Source organism: Lewinellaceae bacterium (genome assembly GCA_020636135.1).
GTDB lineage: Bacteria > Bacteroidota > Bacteroidia > Chitinophagales > Saprospiraceae > JAGQXC01.
On sequence record JACJYK010000001.1, the window covers coordinates 1381707 to 1399952 of the forward strand.

The following is an 18246-nucleotide window of genomic DNA, read 5'->3' on the forward strand; positions in this document are numbered from 1 at the left end:
CACCACCATGGGTAAAGTTGGTAGGTTCAGTTATCCATTCAAATTCATCAATATGAAAAATATACGCCTGATTACCATTGGCTTTGGTTTGCTATTAACCATGGCTTGTACTCCTAAAACAAGCCAACCCCTTCAGCTGCCGGCTCCTCCGCCGACACCAGCGATGCCGCAGGAGGCCATGCCTTCCACGGCAGATGAGACTCCCTTACCAAAGGACAGTACGGTCAGGCAAGGTACTCTGGCTAATGGAATGACCTACTTCATCCAGCACAACAACAAACCCGAGAACCATGCTGAATTGCGGCTGGTGGTCAAGGTGGGTTCATTGCAGGAGGATCCGGACCAGCTGGGTGTGGCTCACTTTGTTGAGCATATGGCCTTCAATGGCTCGGAACACTTCAGCAAGAATGAATTGGTGGATTATCTGGAATCCGTGGGCACCCGGTTCGGGGCGGACCTGAATGCTTATACTAGTTTTGACGAGACGGTGTACATGTTACAGGTACGTACGGATGATACGGTTCAGTTGTCGAAAGGCCTGCTGGTCCTGCACGACTGGGCTGGAGGTGTCAGTTTTGATGATGAAGAAATCGACAAAGAGCGCGGTGTGGTGGTCTCGGAATGGCGTACCGGATTAAGCGCCGGTCAGCGTATGCAACAGCAGTATTTGCCTGTACTCTTTAAGAATTCCAGGTATGCGGAACGATTGCCGATCGGAAAGCCGGAAATCATCGAAACCATCTCGTACGACCGGGTACGGCAATTTTACCACGACTGGTACCGGCCGGATGAAATGGCCGTCGTTGTAGTCGGCAATGTGGATGTGGATGATATGGAGTCGCGGATAAAGCAGCAATTCAGTGCCCTTGACAATCCACAACCGGAGCGTCCCCGTGAAAAATATTCTGTCCCGATGAATGGGCAGACCTTGGTCTCCATTTGTTCGGACAAAGAAGCGACGAATACGGCCGTACAGTTGTTATACCGTCATCCGGAATACAACACCCGGACCGAAGCCGATTTTCAGGAGTCGCTGACCCGCAGCCTGTACAATAATATGCTGAATAACCGGCTCTCGGAATTGTCGCAGAAAGCAGACCCGCCTTTCCTGTTTGCCTATTCTGGTTATAGTGGCGGCCTGGGACATGTCTCCAATTATACATCTTATGCTGTCGTACAGGAAGGAGGTGTTGAGCAGGGGTTAAAAGCCGTTTTGGAAGAAAATGAACGGGTATTGCAGCATGGATTTACCGAGACCGAGCTGGAGAGGAGCAAGACCGAGATCCTAAAGGCTGCTGAACGATTGGCCCGGGAGCGTGACAAGCAGGAGTCAGGTGACCTGGCTTCCGATCTGGTCAGCTATTTTACTGATGGAGGTCCATTGCTCAGCGCAGAACAATATTATCGACTGGTAAAAGAATTGATGCCGGAAATACCTTTGACGGATGTGGATGCCCTGGCGAAAAAATGGATCACCAAAGACAACAGAATACTGGTTGTCACCGGTCCGCAGAAAGAAGATGCACCACTACCCACCGAGTTGGAATTGTTATCCTTGGTAGACCAGGTTTCCAATGCTCCTGTTGACGCCTACGTCGATGAAGTGACGGAAGCTCCCTTATTCAGCGAAGATCTGGTGCCGGTGCCGATTGTCGAGAAGAAGACCGATGACGCTACCGGAGTGATGGAGTGGACCCTGGCGAATGGCATTCGTGTTTTTGCCAAGCCTACAACTTATAAAAATGACGAGATCCTGATGAGCGCTTACAGCGACGGAGGGACCTCACTTTATGACGACAAGAAGTTCTTACAGGCGCGCTTTGCATCATCCATCATCAACCAGTCCGGCCTTGGTGCTTTTACCGAGGTTCAGCTGGAAAAACTGTTAACCGGAAAGCGGGTGTCGGTGGTGCCGACCATCGGTTCCCAATCCGAAGGATTTTCGGGCTCCGCTTCACCGGAGGATCTGGAAACGATGTTTCAGCTGATTTACCTCTACTTTAAAGACCCCCGGAAGGATGAAGAGGCTTTCGCTTCGTATGTTTCAAAACAAAAAGCATTTATCGAGAACCTGGATGCCAATCCCAATTTCTTTTTCTACGATCAAACCACCAGGATAAAATACAACAATCATCCACGGACCGGATATCCCACAGTCGAAGAGCTGAACAGCCTGAACCTCGATTCGATCTTTGCTATTTACGAGGACCGCTTTTCCAATGCGGGTGATTTTACTTTTTATTTCGTGGGCAATTTTGATCCTGAAGTATTGCAGACCATGACCAGGGAGTATCTGGGCAACCTGACCAATACCGGTCGTAAGGAGCATTGGAAGGATAATGGCATTGAACTGGTCAACGGGGTCATCAATAAGGATTGGGAACGGGGAGCGGCACCCAAGACCACCGTTCAAATCGTATACCACGGTCCGATAACGTGGGATGATGCTTCACGATACCGTTTCAATTCTATGGTAGATCTGATGCGGATCAAATTGCGTGAGTCGATGCGCGAAGATAAAGGCGGGGTTTATGGAGTAGGGTTGTCTGGTAATATAAGTCGCGATCCGAAGCCTGAATATTCACTGGTTATCTCGTTCAACTGTGACCCTCCGCGCACCCAGGAATTGATCAATACCGCCTCGGAGACCATCCGGCAGGTAGCAGAGGATGGTGTTTCGGAAGAAGACCTGCATAAGGTAACTGAAACACAAAAGCAGACCCGCATAAAGAGCATGGAGCAAAATCGCTTCTGGCTGAATGGTATTGAAGACTGTGACTACTACGATTATCCTTTATCCAAATTACTGTTGCCATCACTGGAATCGAGTATTGAGTCCCTCACTGCTGAGGACCTGCAACAAGCAGCAGCAACCTATTTTAACGCGAATAACCGCATGCAATTCGTGATGAATCCGGAGAAGGAAGCGAATTAATACATTCCGGGACAGATTAACTTGCAATTACAGTTCATAGGATGGCAGATGGATGTTCAGGATTATCTGTTGGAAATGAACATAATGATTGTCCTTGTCCTCAAAACTGGTTAGCATCACAAAAGAATCTGAGCTGTTACCGGTGGAAAAGCTGTGATCCTACATTTTACGGATCCAATCAGTAAAGATATTTTTCTGAAGGTCATCCATTTCAGGTAAAACCGTCAGCAAATATTCAGTGCTTGCCGGGTCAACTGCTCTGGGTTGTTTACTCAAAGTCAGTCCGCCATAGGATAAATAGCGGTCGTAATCCAGCGGTTTGGTGGTATAGATGTTTTCAAAGAAATCATCCAACGAAACTCCGGCAATCTCTTCGCAAGTCTGCTGAAATTCAGCATCTGTAAAACCACGACCCATTGCCTTATAATATTTTTGGTAGAGCAAACGCATCACATCATCCAGGGATCTGTTGTTTTTAGTCGTATGACGGATGGCAAAATCCAGCATAAGTCCTACCACCGGGCCTTTTTCGTAATAGGATATAGACCGGTCATCAGCGCTGTTATCTCCTCCGAATGGACCATCCTGCCAGGTCGCATAACTGGCCTGAGCCAGGGACTGATAGGGAAGACCGGGATCCTCTTCGGTCGCTTTGATATTGCCCGCGAATTGTCTCAGCAAGGTAGCTTCATCCACCAGGCCTGCCCGGCGTACCGTAAGATATTCGTAATAGACACTAAGCCCTTCGCTGACCCATAATAGATTTGTCTTGGACCCTTTGTCGTAATCAAAGGGACCCAACTCAAAAGGCCGTATACGCTTGACGTTGTAATGATGGAAATACTCGTGGCCCAGGAAGTTAAACATCCGAAGGAAACCTGCTTCATCCCTGAGTTGATCTCCGCTAAACCCAAATGAGGTGTTGTTCAGGTGTTCAATACCTCCGCGGCCGGGCCCGATGCCTATGAATGTGTATTCCCCATATGGTATTTCATCAAAAAGATCGACGGCGGCTTCAACAATTTTATGTAAACCATTCATAAGTTTCTCCCGGTCAAATTCACCGGCCTTATAGGCAAAAAAGCGGTGATCAATTCCACGTACTTTAAAAGCCGGTAATTCTTCAAGGTCGCCCACCAGGATCGGACAATCATACAGGATATCAAAATCGGCTGCGTAAAAAGACAAGGTGGAGCCTTTTTGAGGGGCGAGGCCCGTGGCAACCTGATGTTGAGGCGATTGGGGCAGGATCGTCACCGTTGAAGGCAAGTTCAGATGCCCATCCGGATAAAGAAATGCACTTTCAGGGATTACATAGGAGTGGAGTGAATCCACATAGCTGGTGGCTACAAACTGGCGGCTGGTCGATACATCGTATTCAAGAGTGATCTCCTGACCCCTGGTTTTGGATAATCGCCAGGTATTTTCATTGGGATGATCTACGGTAACATTCAGATGGTTACCATTGGAAGCCTCAAAATGGTCCACCGCCGCACCATAATGCATGTACTGATAAAAACCAGGCATCCAACCGGGCATTTTTAGAATTAGGGTATCTTCCTCCCATCCGGTCAGATGCATCTGCACATGAAACTGATGCCTGGAAGCCTGTTCAAAAGACAGGGTGTAATGGATCGAAGGCTGAGCCTGGCAGGAAGTAATCGTGGTTAACCCAAGAATCAGAAATGTGTTAGCCAGCATGCGAATAGGATGTTGTCTAGTAGAACGAGTCATGTACAAGCAAATCTGGTTTTGTTACTGCAACATTTATTTTTTTACAAGCTGAAACGTCAGCCTTTGAGGTATTTGACAGGACTATTGGTATTGTAGAAGAAGAAGGACAATACATCCGCCCCTTCTTCAATTATTTTACCGGTCGGTTTACCTGCACCATGTCCGGCATCGGTTTCGATACGGATCAGTACCGGGTTCTCGCCCTGGTGTGCCTCTTGTAGCCGGGCTGCAAACTTGAAGGAATGCGCCGGTACCACACGGTCGTCGTGATCCCCGGTCGTCACCAGGGTTGCTGGATAATGCACGCCGTCTTTGAGGTTGTGTAAAGGAGAATAGGCCTTTAAATATTGGTACTGTTCCGGATCGTCACTGGAGCCGTATTCTACAGCCCAGGCATGACCGATGGTGAATTTTTGGTAACGCAACATATCAAGGACTCCAACGGCAGGAAATGCCACTGCAAAAAGATCCGGTCGCTGCGTCATCGCAGCACCAACCAGTAAGCCGCCATTTGATCCTCCGGAAATAGCCAGTTTGTCCTTTGAGGTAAATCCGGTGTCGATCAGGAACTCGGCTGCAGCTATAAAATCGTCAAATACATTTTGCTTCTTCTCCAGCATCCCGGCACGATGCCATTCTTCGCCGTATTCACCTCCGCCGCGCAGGTTTGCCAGGGCAAAGACGCCGTCATTTTCCAGTATGAGGATGCGCATCGGGCTGAAATACGGCGAGAGGGAGATATTGAAGCCGCCATAACCGTAAAGGAAGGCCGGATTTTGGCCGTTCAGAGCAAGTCCCTTTTTGTGAACTAAAAACATCGGTACCCGGGTCCCATCCTTGCTGGTGTAGAAGACCTGCTCTTCTGTATATTCATCAGGATTATACTTAAGCGGAGTTTCGAAAAATGGCTTGGAGGCCCCGCTGGCGATATCATACAGGAAAATAGTCGGTGGATAGAGGAATGAAGTATAGGTGTAGAAAAGTTCCTGGTAATCTTTCTTTCCATGAAAGCCACCAGCGCTTCCCAGTCCGGGTAGTTGTATTTCTTTTTTTCCACTGCCATCCTTTTCAAACTGAAACATCCTGGTGGTGACGTCTTTCAGGTAATCCGCAAACAACTTCCCGCCGGCACTGGACACTCCCTGAAGAAGATCATCGGATTCAGGAATTATTACCTGCCAGTTTTCAGGTTCAGGCTGTTTGATTTCTACCCGGATCAACCGGTATTTTGGAGCATCTATATCCGTATGGACCAGGAAGGCGTCCTGATCATGATCGACGACTGAGTTTTTATGAGCAAACCCGGTGAACAGAGGGATAAAAGCACTCTTCGCTTCTGCCGGACGGTACCAGGTCTCAAATCCATCCGTGCCGCTGCTTTTAGTAAGGATCAGATACTGTTCATCCTCCGTGATGTCAATGCCCATTGTATAATTTGGGTTTGCTTCATCTCGGTAAATGAGTTCATCCTGGTCCTGTCCTTTACCGAGTTGATGGTAATAAACAGAATGATATTGGTTGGCTGCTGAGAACTTCTCATTTTCATCCGGATCGGGGAAACGACAGTAATAGAATCCAGTTTTGTACCAGGTTGTTCCCGAGAATTTGACATGTTCAATAACGTCCGGAAGCTCCTGACGGGTGGCAATTTCCATGACATGAACTTCAGCCCAGTCGGATCCGGCTTCCTGACGCAAATAACTCAAATAACGATCGTCGGAGGATGAACCGGCCAGGGATATGGCTACGGTGCCATTTTTTGACAGCGTATTGGGATCAATGAAGACCTCAGGATCTCCATCCAGGCCATGTTGCACATAGATTACGGATTGATTCTGCAGCCCGTCATTCTTGTAGAAAAAATAATAATCACCAACGCGGTAAGGACTTGATAATTTGGGATAATCATACAGTTCACGATAGCGATCTTCGATGGCCTGACGAAAAGGAATTTTATCCAGATAACCGCGAGTGGTTTGGTTTTGGTGGACAACCCAGTCTTCTACCTCCGGTGCCCGGTCATCTTCCAGCCAATGGTAATCATCGCGGACTGCATTGTCACCATAAGTATCGGTGTGTTCCTTCTTTTCAGTATTTGGATATTCAACCGGGATGGTTGGATTCTTCATGTGTTCGTTTTTTTCATTTTGACATGCGATGATCAACAGCAGGGGCAGAAGGAACGTTGGTTGATATTTCATTGATTTGCTGATTAAGGAGGTTACTGGGGTGGGCGTAAGCTTTGACTGATCTTTTTATACCTGGCTGACCAGGTGTCGGATTGTTGCTTAAGTTGAAGCAATTGAGCATTGATGGAGACCAGTTCCTCCGCCTCTTTTTTCAGGTAGGCGTCAAATGGGGAGAAGTTTTCCAGTATCCGTATCCTGAGCTGATCGATGTAATGTTCCAGTGCAGTCGTTGTTTTCTCCTTCAATGCATTTTTTCCCTGTGCCGTTGCTTCCTGGAATCCGTTGATGATCTGCTTCCTCTTTATCCCGGCTGTGACCCCGGCAAATACCAGACCGACTGCCGTAAGTACACCTCCGGTAATGTCGAAGACAAGTCCATTGGCCAGGGCGGTCAGGATAACTCCGATAACGGCAATACCGCTCCCGGCTGCGATGTCTGTGGATATATTGTACTTCTCAGAGAACAGGCTCCGGTCGGCAAATTGTTCGGCATCCTGCATGAAGCTTTGAAAAGAACCGTGGAGTTCTTCGATGGCTTTGGCACGCTGCTCATAAACACCGCCAAAGAGTTCCGTTTTCCGGTTGGCTACCAGTGGATTATCACGTAGCTGCATGTCAACCATCAAACCCATTTGTTGCACCGATTGGGAAAGGTGGATAACTCCGCTGCTCATGCGTTGATGGAGTGATTGCTTCAGGTTTTTGGCAAACGTATCGTTGAGTTCTTGCAGCCAGTCCTGGATCGATTGCTTCTTGCCAAAGATGGCGCCAAATGATCGCCGGAGCAAACTGAAGAAGGACAAGCCTTCCCGCAATTCTTCTTCCGTGTTTTGACATATATCCTGATAAGCATGCAGGATATTCTCTACGAAGATGTGCACCTGATCCTTGGATTTTTTACTTTCCAGTTGAAGGATCTCGTCAATCTGATCCCGGAATTTACGGTCCGATTCGTATTGACGGGTACGGATATCGACGGCCTGGGTGATTTTCCCATGGATGGTCTCCAGCGAAGTATGTGCACTTCCCAGTTTCAGGAATGGCGCTTTTCCTCCCGTAATGGTGTCGCTGATGTACTTGCGCAATTCAGCGAATCCTGAATCCGGAATATGATCGAGTTCCCCTTTTGCCGTGACCGAAAAGATAATTGGCCGGTCGACGCCCTGTTTTTGAGCATATTCTTTGAGGCCCTTTTCATTGATGGCAAGATCTCCTGCGCTGAGCAGGTCTTTCTGCTGAAGGACGAAAACGATTTTCTTGTGCCATTCGGCATTGATGAACTGGAAAAAATCCCATGCCGATTGCCGGTATGGATTTTTGGCTTCGAACACAAACAGGATCAGGTCGGATTCCGGGATGAACCGCTCCGTGATCTCCTGATGGTGGGCCACGATGGTATTGGTTCCGGGAGTATCCACGATGGCAATCTCCCGGAGTATTTCGAATGGAGCATAGCGCTTGATCACGAAAGGAGAGATGGTTTCCTGATGGGGATTCTCTCCGTAAACGATCAGCTGAATTTTGTCGGTCAGTGGCATTGGTGCGACCGGACAGATCTCTTCATCGGTTTCCAGCAATGCATTGATAAAGCTTGACTTGCCTGCTTTGACTTCTCCCACCACAACGAACATGAAGGGTTCCTGGACTTGTTTTTCGATGCGTTCCAGGGTCTCAAACAAGGAGTCTTCGGAAACAAAGTGCCTGATTTCCAGTAAATTGTGAATAAGTTGTGTCAGCTGGCTCTGGAGGCTATGGTATTCTTCTTGAATTTTCAGCTGCATAGTTCAGGATTCACATCTCGCATGCGTAAGGTCGCTTCGGGACCACAGCAAAAGATGAGATCCAAAATACTACAATTCGCTATAAATCCCTGCCTGTCTTCGAAAACTTGCGGGTAGGGAGGACATCCTGCAGCAGCTTTCCCGGTCACCGGATAAGGATTGGTTCCGCGAAGATTGATATCGCTTTCAGCGCTACCGTCCGCTATATGGCTCGTCATTTGTATGGTGGCCGGCCAGTGCAGGATGGATTGCAGGATGGATATCGCGTCCATGTTTAATGTGGCCAGGTGTGTGTATTCCCGATGAAAGATGGGTTCAAACAGATAGGCATAGTGCATAAAGTAAGGCGATTTACCATAAAGTGTGGATAGCGTTCGCCAATGGATCCTTTGCCAGGCCTGTGCATTGTCGATGCGGACGTCCTTCATCCGTTGTCCCTGATGTTTCCCCTTCAATAAGGGTACGGAGAGTACTACGGGGCCATCCGGACCAGCCAATTGCGTTTTATTTCTCCAGGTACGTTTCTGGTAGTTATCGTTAACTTCAAGATAGATAATATCGTGATGGTAAAATGATGCAATGTTTTGAATATTAGGGAAATAGAATAAATCGGTATAGGCCTTAGTCATTTTTGTACAGCAAAATTTTCAACTAAATAAAAAAATGGTTTGTGTTTGTCTTTGGAAGTTTATTATCTTTGTTGCGGATAGAGGAACAATAATACATATCTTTTACGTTAATAGGTTATATCCCTTAAGTGGGTTAAAAATATAGTGGGTAGTATTATTTTCGAAGGGGATTAGTCGCTCGACAACGCCCCTTCGTTTTAACTTCTTAATATTTTGTTAAGATTTGGTTAAAGCGAAGGTGAGATCCCAAGAAAATAGTCACCTTTGAAATGATGAATTAAACCCGATTGGGTCAAAATATAGTGGGTAGTATTATTTGAAGGGGTGAAATCGCTCGATGGAGCCCCTTCGTTTGGTTCTTCCCAACTTCCTGATGAGGAAGTAAAGATTTAGTGGGTAGTATTATTTGAAGGGGTGAAGTCGCTCGACGGAGCCCCTTCGTTTGGTTCTTTCCCGACTTCCAAAAAAGGAAGTAAAGATTTAGTGGGTAGTATTATTTGAAGGGGTGAAGTCGCTCGACGGAGCCCCTTCGTTTTTTTAGTCGGCAACTACCAGATGATCATAACAACCAGAGTCCCGGTCCATTTTGAGCTAACAGCAATTTCCAGAAAAAGCAATTTGTACTTCAATAGTACGAGTCCTTACTGTTAGAAAGCCTAATGCATAGGCGATGTATCAACGGTAAGCTGATAAGTCAGGTAAATGAAATGCCAATCCAATTGATCTTTGTGAAGGAATTGTCAGGTAGTCCGGAAAACAAAGTAAAGGATAATGATCAGAACGACCAGGATCCCAATGGTCCAAACGAAGAAATTTTTTTCTTGTTTACGGTGTTGCCGTGCCAGTTTGAGTTTTCTTTTTGAAGTACTCATATCCCATTTTCTTGCTCCTGAAATTTAATAAGTTTTATCCATTCCGCACAATGGACTGGTAAAAATCTGTAACTCTGGGATCAACCAGTATGTCCTGCGCCCTGATTGGCCTCTTGAGGTGAATCCCTTCAAAAGTACGGCACCGGCTTAAGGCAACATACGTCTGGCCGTGCTCAAATGCCCCGCTTCCCAGATCAATGATAACCCGGTCGTAGGTTTTTCCCTGGCTCTTGTGGATGGTAACAGACCAGGCCAGCTTGACTGGAAATTGACGGAATACCCCAACCACTTCAGCTTCGATTGGTCCTTTTTTACCTTCGGGTAAATGGTACTTAACAATTTCCCAATCGGAAGGCTCCACTTCCAGGAACTGCTTTTCTCCCGACGGATCAATGAAGGAAATACCAATGTGTTTGTCATCCAGGGTTTCGATCTTGCCTATGGTTCCATTGACAAAACGCTTCTGGAGATCGTTACGCACCAGCATGATCTGGGCGCCAGCCTTCAGAGTGAGGATGGCTTCGGTAGGATACAACCGGGGATCAAACTGTCCCAGCACCGTGGCTTTGTAGGTGAACTCGGTCTGATGAAGGCGATTCAGTTCCATTCGGTTCATGGCATCAACCTGTGCATTACGTGCCGACAAGGTCACCGTATATTCACTGGTAGGCACTTCCTGCTGATACCGGGTGTTTAAATACTCCAGATCTTCATAATCCATATCGTTGAGCCGGATCTGGTTGAGCAACTGGATGAATGACCGCTCATCCTGACGGTAGATCTTCTCCATCTCGATGCACTGAAGGAAAAATCCGTTTTCCCTGAATAATCTGGCATCAAAAAAATAGGGAGAAGCGTAGACCTCATGGAAGTACCCTTTCTCAAAAGGAGTACTGACGACCGGTGGTAGCTGAAACAGGTCACCAAAAAATACAACCCGTACTCCTCCGAAAGGCTCCTCATTTTCACGGTTGAGGCGTAGGAAAAGATCCATGTGATCTATCAGATCGGCCCTTACCATTGAAATTTCATCGATGACGAGGACTTCCATCCGCTTGTAAATCTGATTTTTAGGCCTTTTCCTTATCGTGCGGACATCCATCAGATTGGGCGGGAAGGCAAAAAATGAATGAATGGTCTGTCCACGTACATGCAGGGCTGCGACCCCCGTCGGAGCCAATACGACGACTTGCTTTTTAGTGGTTTGCCGGAACAATTGAAGCAGGGTAGACTTTCCGGTACCGGCCTTTCCGGTAATGAAGAAGGAATTATTGGTGTATTCCAGCTCATGTAGGATATCGTTAAACGATTGGTCTAAGATTAATGGCCCGGTATTGTTCATAGACTTTTGGACAAACAAGCATTCGCTTAACGAATGTATTGATTTAATTTGTGGCATGAAGCCAAAGACTTATGTCCGCCGGATTGGTATGGCATTGCTATCCATTTGTTTTATTGCCCAGGTACTTTCAGCTCAATCTGCTATTTCCATCGTCCGGCAACTGCAGCCAGGTTCTGAAGTGACCGTACAGGGCGTGGTCCTAAACGATGACGCTTTGGGTATCATCCGCTATATCCAGGATTCGACGGGAGGTATTGGGGTATATCCAGGAAGTGGTTCCGTGACGGGTGTGGGGGAGGCAGCTCCTGGCGATGTCATCCAGGTTACGGGAACTTTGGTAACTTACCACGGACTGCTGGAAATCAACCCGGTAACTTCTTTTATTCGTTTAAGTCAGGGTCATACTTTGCCTGATCCTCTTCCATTGACCTTGGGTGAGCTTGGCCCGGCCAATGAAGGCCAGCTGGTGCGTATTTCCTGTCTGACCTGGCCATCCGTTACCAACTTCTCCGGAGGTGAAACCCAGGTTGCCGATCAGGAAGGAACGACCGCGACCATTTTCCTGCGCAATGGTCATCCGGCTATTGGAAAGCCAGTTCCCGGTGCCACAATGGACATTGTTGGCATCTCGTCCCGCTTCGATGGGCCTCAACTCTTACCACGCGGGGTGGAAGATTTTTATTCTACATCCTGCGAATACCTGACGGAAGACCTGAATCCGGTTGCAATCGAACGCGACGGATTTACATTCACCTTTTCATCCAATATTGCAGCCGTAGGAGGAATTCGCTATCGCCAGGATAATGGTCCGTACCATGAAATCCTGTCTACTGCAAAACAACAGGGCCACGAACTGCAGATCATTGGGCTCGAACCGGCCACCATGTATGCATGTCAGCCGTTCATCGAAATTGGAAAGGAACGTATCTATGGCAGCACCAGTCTCTGGATCACGGAATCTGAAAGTCCGGGGGATATCGAAGTATTTTTCAATTATGGAACAGATTCAACGATCTCATCCGGGCTTTATCCGTCCGGGACTACGGGCACAGTCATGCAGGCCCGGCTGTTGTCTCTGATCAGTAATGCCTCATCAAGCATTGATTTTTGTGCATATAACATCAATCAGGATTGGATCATTGATGCGCTCAACGAAGCGGTGGATAGGGGAGTGGAGGTGCGCTACCTTGGGAACGAAGGAACATCAAATACTTCATTATCGAAAATGCTCGATTTTCCGGTTAGCCTGGTCAATCCATCCGAGTTAATGCATAATAAATTTGTGGTCGTCGATGCCGGTATTCCCGAACAGGCGATTGTCTGGACCGGATCTGTCAATTTTACAAGCGATCAGATGCTGGTTGACCCGAATGATTGTATTCTGATCCACGACCAATCGTTGGCGCGGGTGTATACCGTTGAATTCAATGAAATGTGGGGCGGGACAGGCGATCTGCCAGGTGGCGATGCCCGGGTAGGGTCTAGAAAAATGGACAATACGCCGCACTGGATCAATATCCAGGGTACCTGGTGTGAATCCTATTTCAGCCCTTCGGATCATACGACGGATGCCATTATCCGTGCAATTAATTCAGCAGATCATACCCTGTCATTCGGGGTCTTATCATTTACCAGGGATGACATTGCGGATGCAATCATCGCGCAATACCATCAGGGCAGGCAGGTGCGTGGCATTATGGAGAATATTGATGACCAGGGATCCGAGTGGGTCAGGCTTTTGCAATCTGGTATACCGATGCACTCGTTTCCGGATAAAGCTTTGTTCCACCATAAACTTGGGATTGTGGATGGTGATAACCCGGACTCCGATCCTTTGGTTTTAACCGGGTCACACAACTGGACCACAGCAGCGGAACGAGATAATGATGAGAATCTGTTGATTGTACACAGCCATCAAATCGCCAATATTTATGATCAGGCGTTTGAAGCCATTTACCGGCTGTCAACCACCCGGCGGGAAAGTATCATTCCGGAATCGGCTACTCTGCAACTCTATCCTAATCCAACAACCCATCTGCTGCACATCCGTTTGGAGACCGCATTACCTGGCAGGATCTGGCAAATACTGGATGGAGAGGGCCGGTTGATTCAATCGGTATTGATACCACAATCAGCCTCAGAATTGGAAATCCCGGTGGAACATCTTCTTCCCGGCATCTATTTTATCCAGGTTCTGGACCGGGGCAAATCTCTCAGTTGTCGCTGGTTCAAGTTATAATGGCTCTACCTTCCGTCCCCAATTTGTCGGGAAATCCCGGAGGCACATCATTGACATAGCAAAACCACCAACTGGACAGGTTATAAAATAACGTATAACTTTGCCTTCGCCTAACCGACCAAATGTTGATGGATTCATGTTTTTTCTGGTCATATTCACCATAGAATCTTTGCGTTAACAATTAGATCAGTGATTAGTACACGTTCGTTATGAAAAACAATGTCCGGCCTCTGGAAAAAGAAGAAACATTTCGGTTCAAGCAATTTGCAGTTCGCCAGTCAGATCAGGTTATGAAGATTGGTACCGATGCTGTTCTTCTGGGTGCATGGGCTCATCATCAGGATCCCAAACACATATTGGATATTGGTACCGGCAGTGGTGTTATTGCATTGATGATGGCTCAGCGTTATCCCGGGGCTCAGGTAACTGGTATTGACCTGGACCCGGCAAGTGTTGATCTGGCGCGCCAGAATTTTAAGAACAGCCCATTTAATGATCAACTATACGCTGTTTTGTCACCATTGCAGGCTTTTAAAGGGGAAGGCAGGTTCTATGATCTGATTGTTAGCAATCCACCTTTTTTTACCGGCGGGGCTATTACCGAACATGGAGGCAGGGCTGTCATGCGACACACGACCAAACTATCCCATAATGAACTTCTGCGGGCGGTGAGATCCTTATTATCTCCTAAGGGTGTTTTCGCCGTCATACTGCCTTTGCTGGAAGGATTGCGGCTGATCGAGTTAGCCGGACTTTACCACCTGCATGCGGATCAGCAAGTTCAGGTCAGGAGTTTGGCTGACAAGAAGGTAGAGCGCCTTCTGATCCGGTTTAGACTGGAGCCGGCAAAACTGGACCAAAAAGAGCTGATCATCCAGAATAGTACGGCAAATCATGATTATACCCCGGATTACGTTAACCTGACCCACGCATTTTATCTCAATATGCCCGATCAGGTGGATTAAATGCAAAACCGAAAGATGAATTGGTTTTCTACCCATCTTTCGGTCTCTTCAAAGCAAAAATGTTGGGGTGGGAAAAGAGGTGGAAATTGAAAATCGGAATTTTTCTAATTGGAGCTTGAACTGCCTGTTTCGGTAATGATCTGCCGGGCAAGGTCCAATATGGTCGTGTCTTCGATGTAGACGATGCCTCCATCAGGTCCTGGCTGAACATGTTCGTTTACGATCTCGCCATTTTCATATTTCTTGGCTCCGAAGTAATTACGAACGGTCTGCTCATCAATATCTAACTCTTTGGCAATTCGGCTTACGCTGCCGGTTGGCAAGCTATGTTTGATTTGACGTAGCTCATTGAATGTAATGTGCATGGTCGATCAGATTTAAGGTTAGGAAATAAATAATATTCAATGTAGTAAATTCCCCAAATATGGATCAAGAAAAATGCCATTATTTAGGTCAATTTTATGAGTCCTGCCTGTCGGCTTACAATACCTCTTCTACATCGATATAGGGTAATCCGAACGCATCGGCTACTCCCTGGTAAACTACTTTTCCTTTTACGATATTCAGTCCCTTGCGTAATCCCGGATGTTCGCGGCATGCCTGTTGCCAGCCCTTGTTGGCCAGAGCCAGAGCAAACGGCAATGTGGCATTTGTCAGGGCGATGGTGGAGGTTTGTGGTACCGCTCCCGGCATATTGGCTACGCAATAGTGAACGACATCATCAATAATGAAAGTCGGATCATCATGGGTGGTCGGTTTGCAGGTTTCGATACAGCCTCCCTGATCGACAGCTACATCCACGAGTACGGTTCCGGGGCGCATGATGGAGAGCATCTGGCGCGTGATCAGGTGGGGTGCTTTTGCACCAGGGATCAATACGGCGCCAACAACCAGGTCTGTACTCGGCAACAGCTCGCGGATGTTGTATTCGTTGGAATAGAGGGTGGTCACATTGGCCGGCATGATGTCAGCGAGTTCACGCAACCTTGACAAACTGATGTCCATGATATAGACCGAAGCGCCGAGTCCTGCTGCCATCTTGGCGGCCTGGGTGCCGACAATACCTCCTCCGAGGATCATTACCTTGGCGGGAGGCACTCCGGGAACACCACCCAGCAATACACCACGGCCTTTTTGTGGTTTCTCCAGGTATTTCGCTCCTTCCTGTATCGCCATCCGGCCGGCTACTTCCGACATCGGGATCAGCAACGGCAAACTGCCATCGATGGCCTCAACCGTTTCATAGGCCAGGCAAATCGCCTGACTTTCAATCATGGCTTCCGTCAATGGCTGGTAGGAAGCAAAATGGAAGTAGGTAAACAGTAGTTGGTCCTTTCGGATAAGTGGATACTCTTTTTCAATGGGTTCCTTCACTTTAATGATCATGTCGGCAATGCCGTACACTTCTTCGATCGAAGGGAGAATTTTGGCACCACTATCCTGATACGATTCATCGGGAAAGCCGCTACCTTCTCCTGCCGTGGACTGGATGTATACCGTGTGTCCACGTTTGACAAATTCGCGTACTCCAGCTGGCGTTAACGCCACGCGATTCTCGCTGGTTTTGATTTCTTTTGGAACACCAATGATCATGATCGGAAAAACTTTTGATGGCGGTGAAAAAGGCTATTTTTAATAACCGGACAAAAGTAGAAATTGTTGACCAATTGTATGGTTGAACAGCAGGCATTTTAGCAGGAAGCTTTGCGATATTCATCACCGGAATGGATTGAGAGGCTAATTCCGGGCAAAAAAAATGCCCGCGACTTTTCACGAGCAAGACGAATTTTACACTATTAAAACCAAAACTTACACAATGCAAAGATAATACGCATTAGATATATATTCAATATGTTTTCTAAATTAAATATCACTATTTCGTTATATATTTATTTTCAAATGTGTAAATCAATGAAGTAGTAGTGGTTAAAAGGTAACCCAAAGGTCGATCTGAAGCTCAAGAAAATTTACAGTGGTTTAGGTATCGCACTGCACAGGGGAGTTCAGGGCACAAAAACAGGTGTGGTGATTTCACTGGTCAAGCCGATCTCCCGAGCCTTATCAAGCAGAATGTGAACGGCTTGCATCCCCTCATCCCCTAAATCGAGCGAATAGGAATTCACGTACAGATCAATGTGCTGCCGCATAACGCCGAGATCCATTTCCTGAGCAAATTCACTTACGTAAGGCATGATTTCGTCGGGATTTGCATAAGCGTAGTCCAGGCTTGCGCGGATGGCACGCTGGATCTGACGCTGGATCGGGAGGGAAAGATCACGCCGGATCCCGATGCCTCCGAGAGGAATGGGCATGCCGGTCTCTTCTTCCCAGAATGCGCCCAGGTCCTGTAGGGATACCAAGCCCCGGTCCTGGTAGGTAAATCGATTTTCATGAATGATCACCCCGGCCTCGGCCGTGCCATCAGAAACGGCTTGTTCGATGTTGGAAAAAACCATTTGCTCCACATGTTGCATTCCGGGGTACTTCAGCCGGCTGAGCAGATGTGCCGTGGTTAATTTTCCGGGCATTGCCACGACTGCTTTTCCCATATCCAGCGAAGCCTGGTGTTGTGGGGTGGTGATCAGTAAGGGGCCGCACCCCCGACCCAGGGCACTGCCACTGCGGCTGAGGATATACTGTTTCTGTGCATAGATGTAAGCATGATAACTGATCTTGCTCGCGGACAATTTTCCTTCCAGAGCCCATTCATTGAGCGTTTCCACATCCGCCAGCAGGATTTCCCAATCTATGCCGGAAGTCTTAACTTTGCCGGTGGCCAAAGCCCCGAAGATAAAGGTGTCATTAGGGCAGGGCGAGTAACCAAGCGTCAGCTTCATGTGCAATGTTAAACCAGGGTTTTCAAGTTATATACGAAGATAATCATTTGCTGGTAGCTAATAAGCCGGCAAACCTGTTGTCCCAGGGCGACCATACCGGGGATGCATGTCTCCTGGATCTGGCCAAGGCCTACATCAAAGAGAAATACCAGAAACCAGGGAATGTATTTCTGGAGCTGGTTCATCGCCTGGACCGGCCCACTTCCGGGATTCTTTGTATGGCCCGAACCAGTAAAGCCCTGGAACGCCTGCAGGAACAATTCCGGAAGCGAACCGTGGAAAAATTTTATTTCGCTTTGGTGGAGCCGGCCCCGGACCGTGAGCAGGCCTATCTGGAGCATTATCACTGGAAGGACCGGTCGCTAAACCGTGTCTTCATCTGGGATCAGGCCAATCAGGCGGATGCGGTGAAAGTTCGGATGGAATACCGGACCATTGGTGCCATCAAAGGAATGGCCGTATTGCAAATCAAATTGCATACAGGTAAGTCGCATCAGATCCGTGCCCAGCTGGCACATATCGGCAGCCCGATTGTAGGAGACGAGAAATATGGAGTTCGTTCGGATAGTGAATACACCCGCTCCCTGGCCCTTCACGCTTGCGAATTGAGAATCGACCACCCGGTTAGGGGAGAGCGTCTTGCACTCTTCGCTCCGCCTCCCGCTGAAGAGCCCTGGCTGCGATTCCAGAATTACACCTCCGAGACAACCTATTTTTAACAGG

12 protein-coding genes are annotated in these 18246 nt (G+C 47.7%); 4 read left to right on the plus strand and 8 right to left on the minus strand.

Annotated features, from left to right (window positions below; genetic code table 11):
- The first annotated feature begins 52 nt into the window (after positions 1-52).
- On the plus strand, positions 53-2935 hold the full coding sequence (locus tag H6570_05095; GenBank protein ID MCB9318638.1) for an insulinase family protein: 2883 nt from the start codon (positions 53-55) through the stop codon (positions 2933-2935).
- A gap of 159 nt (positions 2936-3094) precedes the next feature.
- On the opposite strand, the gene H6570_05100 is transcribed toward H6570_05095, so the two are convergent.
- The 5 genes from H6570_05100 to H6570_05120 all read right to left on the minus strand — a co-directional run bounded on the left by H6570_05100 (position 3095) and on the right by H6570_05120 (position 11482).
- Positions 3095-4669 (minus strand): M61 family metallopeptidase, encoded by a 1575-nt coding sequence (locus H6570_05100; GenBank protein MCB9318639.1) that lies wholly within the window; start codon positions 4667-4669, stop codon positions 3095-3097.
- 56 nt (positions 4670-4725) lie between these two features.
- Positions 4726-6870 carry a S9 family peptidase gene (locus H6570_05105; protein ID MCB9318640.1) on the minus strand — a complete coding sequence of 715 codons (2145 nt, stop codon included), beginning with the start codon at positions 6868-6870 and terminating at the stop codon, positions 4726-4728.
- A 20-nt stretch (positions 6871-6890) separates the two neighbouring features.
- Positions 6891-8639, minus strand: a complete 1749-nt coding sequence (locus H6570_05110) for a dynamin family protein (GenBank protein MCB9318641.1) — start codon at positions 8637-8639, stop codon at positions 6891-6893.
- On the minus strand, positions 8630-9268 hold the full coding sequence (locus H6570_05115; GenBank protein MCB9318642.1) for a WbqC family protein: 639 nt from the start codon (positions 9266-9268) through the stop codon (positions 8630-8632). The genes H6570_05110 and H6570_05115 overlap by 10 nt, the downstream gene beginning before the upstream one ends.
- Positions 9269-10174: 906 nt before the next feature.
- Positions 10175-11482, minus strand: a complete 1308-nt coding sequence (locus H6570_05120) for an AAA family ATPase (protein ID MCB9318643.1) — start codon at positions 11480-11482, stop codon at positions 10175-10177.
- Positions 11483-11537: 55 nt separating this feature from the next.
- On the opposite strand from H6570_05120, the gene H6570_05125 reads away from it, so the two are divergent.
- Both H6570_05125 and H6570_05130 read left to right on the plus strand, forming a co-directional pair.
- A complete protein-coding gene (locus tag H6570_05125) occupies positions 11538-13721 on the plus strand; it encodes a T9SS type A sorting domain-containing protein (protein ID MCB9318644.1) in 2184 nt (727 codons plus the stop codon).
- 209 nt (positions 13722-13930) lie between these two features.
- Positions 13931-14686, plus strand: a complete 756-nt coding sequence (locus H6570_05130; GenBank protein ID MCB9318645.1) for a methyltransferase — start codon at positions 13931-13933, stop codon at positions 14684-14686.
- Positions 14687-14790: 104 nt separating this feature from the next.
- Here H6570_05130 and H6570_05135 read toward each other — a convergent pair whose 3' ends face one another.
- The 3 genes from H6570_05135 to H6570_05145 form a co-directional block, all read right to left on the minus strand.
- The gene (locus H6570_05135) at positions 14791-15051 is read right to left on the minus strand and encodes a DNA-binding protein (GenBank protein ID MCB9318646.1); all 261 of its coding nucleotides are present in this window, start codon (positions 15049-15051) and stop codon (positions 14791-14793) included.
- A gap of 115 nt (positions 15052-15166) precedes the next feature.
- Entirely contained in the window at positions 15167-16279 is a 1113-nt protein-coding gene (ald, locus tag H6570_05140; GenBank protein ID MCB9318647.1) for an alanine dehydrogenase, read from the minus strand.
- A 410-nt stretch (positions 16280-16689) separates the two neighbouring features.
- Entirely contained in the window at positions 16690-17523 is an 834-nt protein-coding gene (locus H6570_05145) for a 1,4-dihydroxy-6-naphthoate synthase (protein MCB9318648.1), read from the minus strand.
- A gap of 5 nt (positions 17524-17528) precedes the next feature.
- On the opposite strand from H6570_05145, the gene H6570_05150 reads away from it, so the two are divergent.
- Entirely contained in the window at positions 17529-18242 is a 714-nt protein-coding gene (locus H6570_05150) for an RluA family pseudouridine synthase (GenBank protein MCB9318649.1), read from the plus strand.
- Positions 18243-18246 lie beyond the last annotated feature (4 nt).

Bases quoted from the DNA above. Each gene is read 5' to 3' on its own strand.
- H6570_05095 (MCB9318638.1), top strand. From the start codon at position 53: ATGAAAAATATACGCCTGATTACCATTGGCTTTGGTTTGCTATTAACC.
- H6570_05100 (MCB9318639.1), bottom strand. From the start codon at position 4,669: ATGACTCGTTCTACTAGACAACATCCTATTCGCATGCTGGCTAACACA.
- H6570_05105 (MCB9318640.1), bottom strand. From the start codon at position 6,870: ATGAAATATCAACCAACGTTCCTTCTGCCCCTGCTGTTGATCATCGCA.
- H6570_05110 (MCB9318641.1), bottom strand. From the start codon at position 8,639: ATGCAGCTGAAAATTCAAGAAGAATACCATAGCCTCCAGAGCCAGCTG.
- H6570_05115 (MCB9318642.1), bottom strand. From the start codon at position 9,268: ATGACTAAGGCCTATACCGATTTATTCTATTTCCCTAATATTCAAAAC.
- H6570_05120 (MCB9318643.1), bottom strand. From the start codon at position 11,482: ATGAACAATACCGGGCCATTAATCTTAGACCAATCGTTTAACGATATC.
- H6570_05125 (MCB9318644.1), top strand. From the start codon at position 11,538: ATGAAGCCAAAGACTTATGTCCGCCGGATTGGTATGGCATTGCTATCC.
- H6570_05130 (MCB9318645.1), top strand. From the start codon at position 13,931: ATGAAAAACAATGTCCGGCCTCTGGAAAAAGAAGAAACATTTCGGTTC.
- H6570_05135 (MCB9318646.1), bottom strand. From the start codon at position 15,051: ATGCACATTACATTCAATGAGCTACGTCAAATCAAACATAGCTTGCCA.
- ald (MCB9318647.1), bottom strand. From the start codon at position 16,279: ATGATCATTGGTGTTCCAAAAGAAATCAAAACCAGCGAGAATCGCGTG.
- H6570_05145 (MCB9318648.1), bottom strand. From the start codon at position 17,523: ATGAAGCTGACGCTTGGTTACTCGCCCTGCCCTAATGACACCTTTATC.
- H6570_05150 (MCB9318649.1), top strand. From the start codon at position 17,529: ATGTTAAACCAGGGTTTTCAAGTTATATACGAAGATAATCATTTGCTG.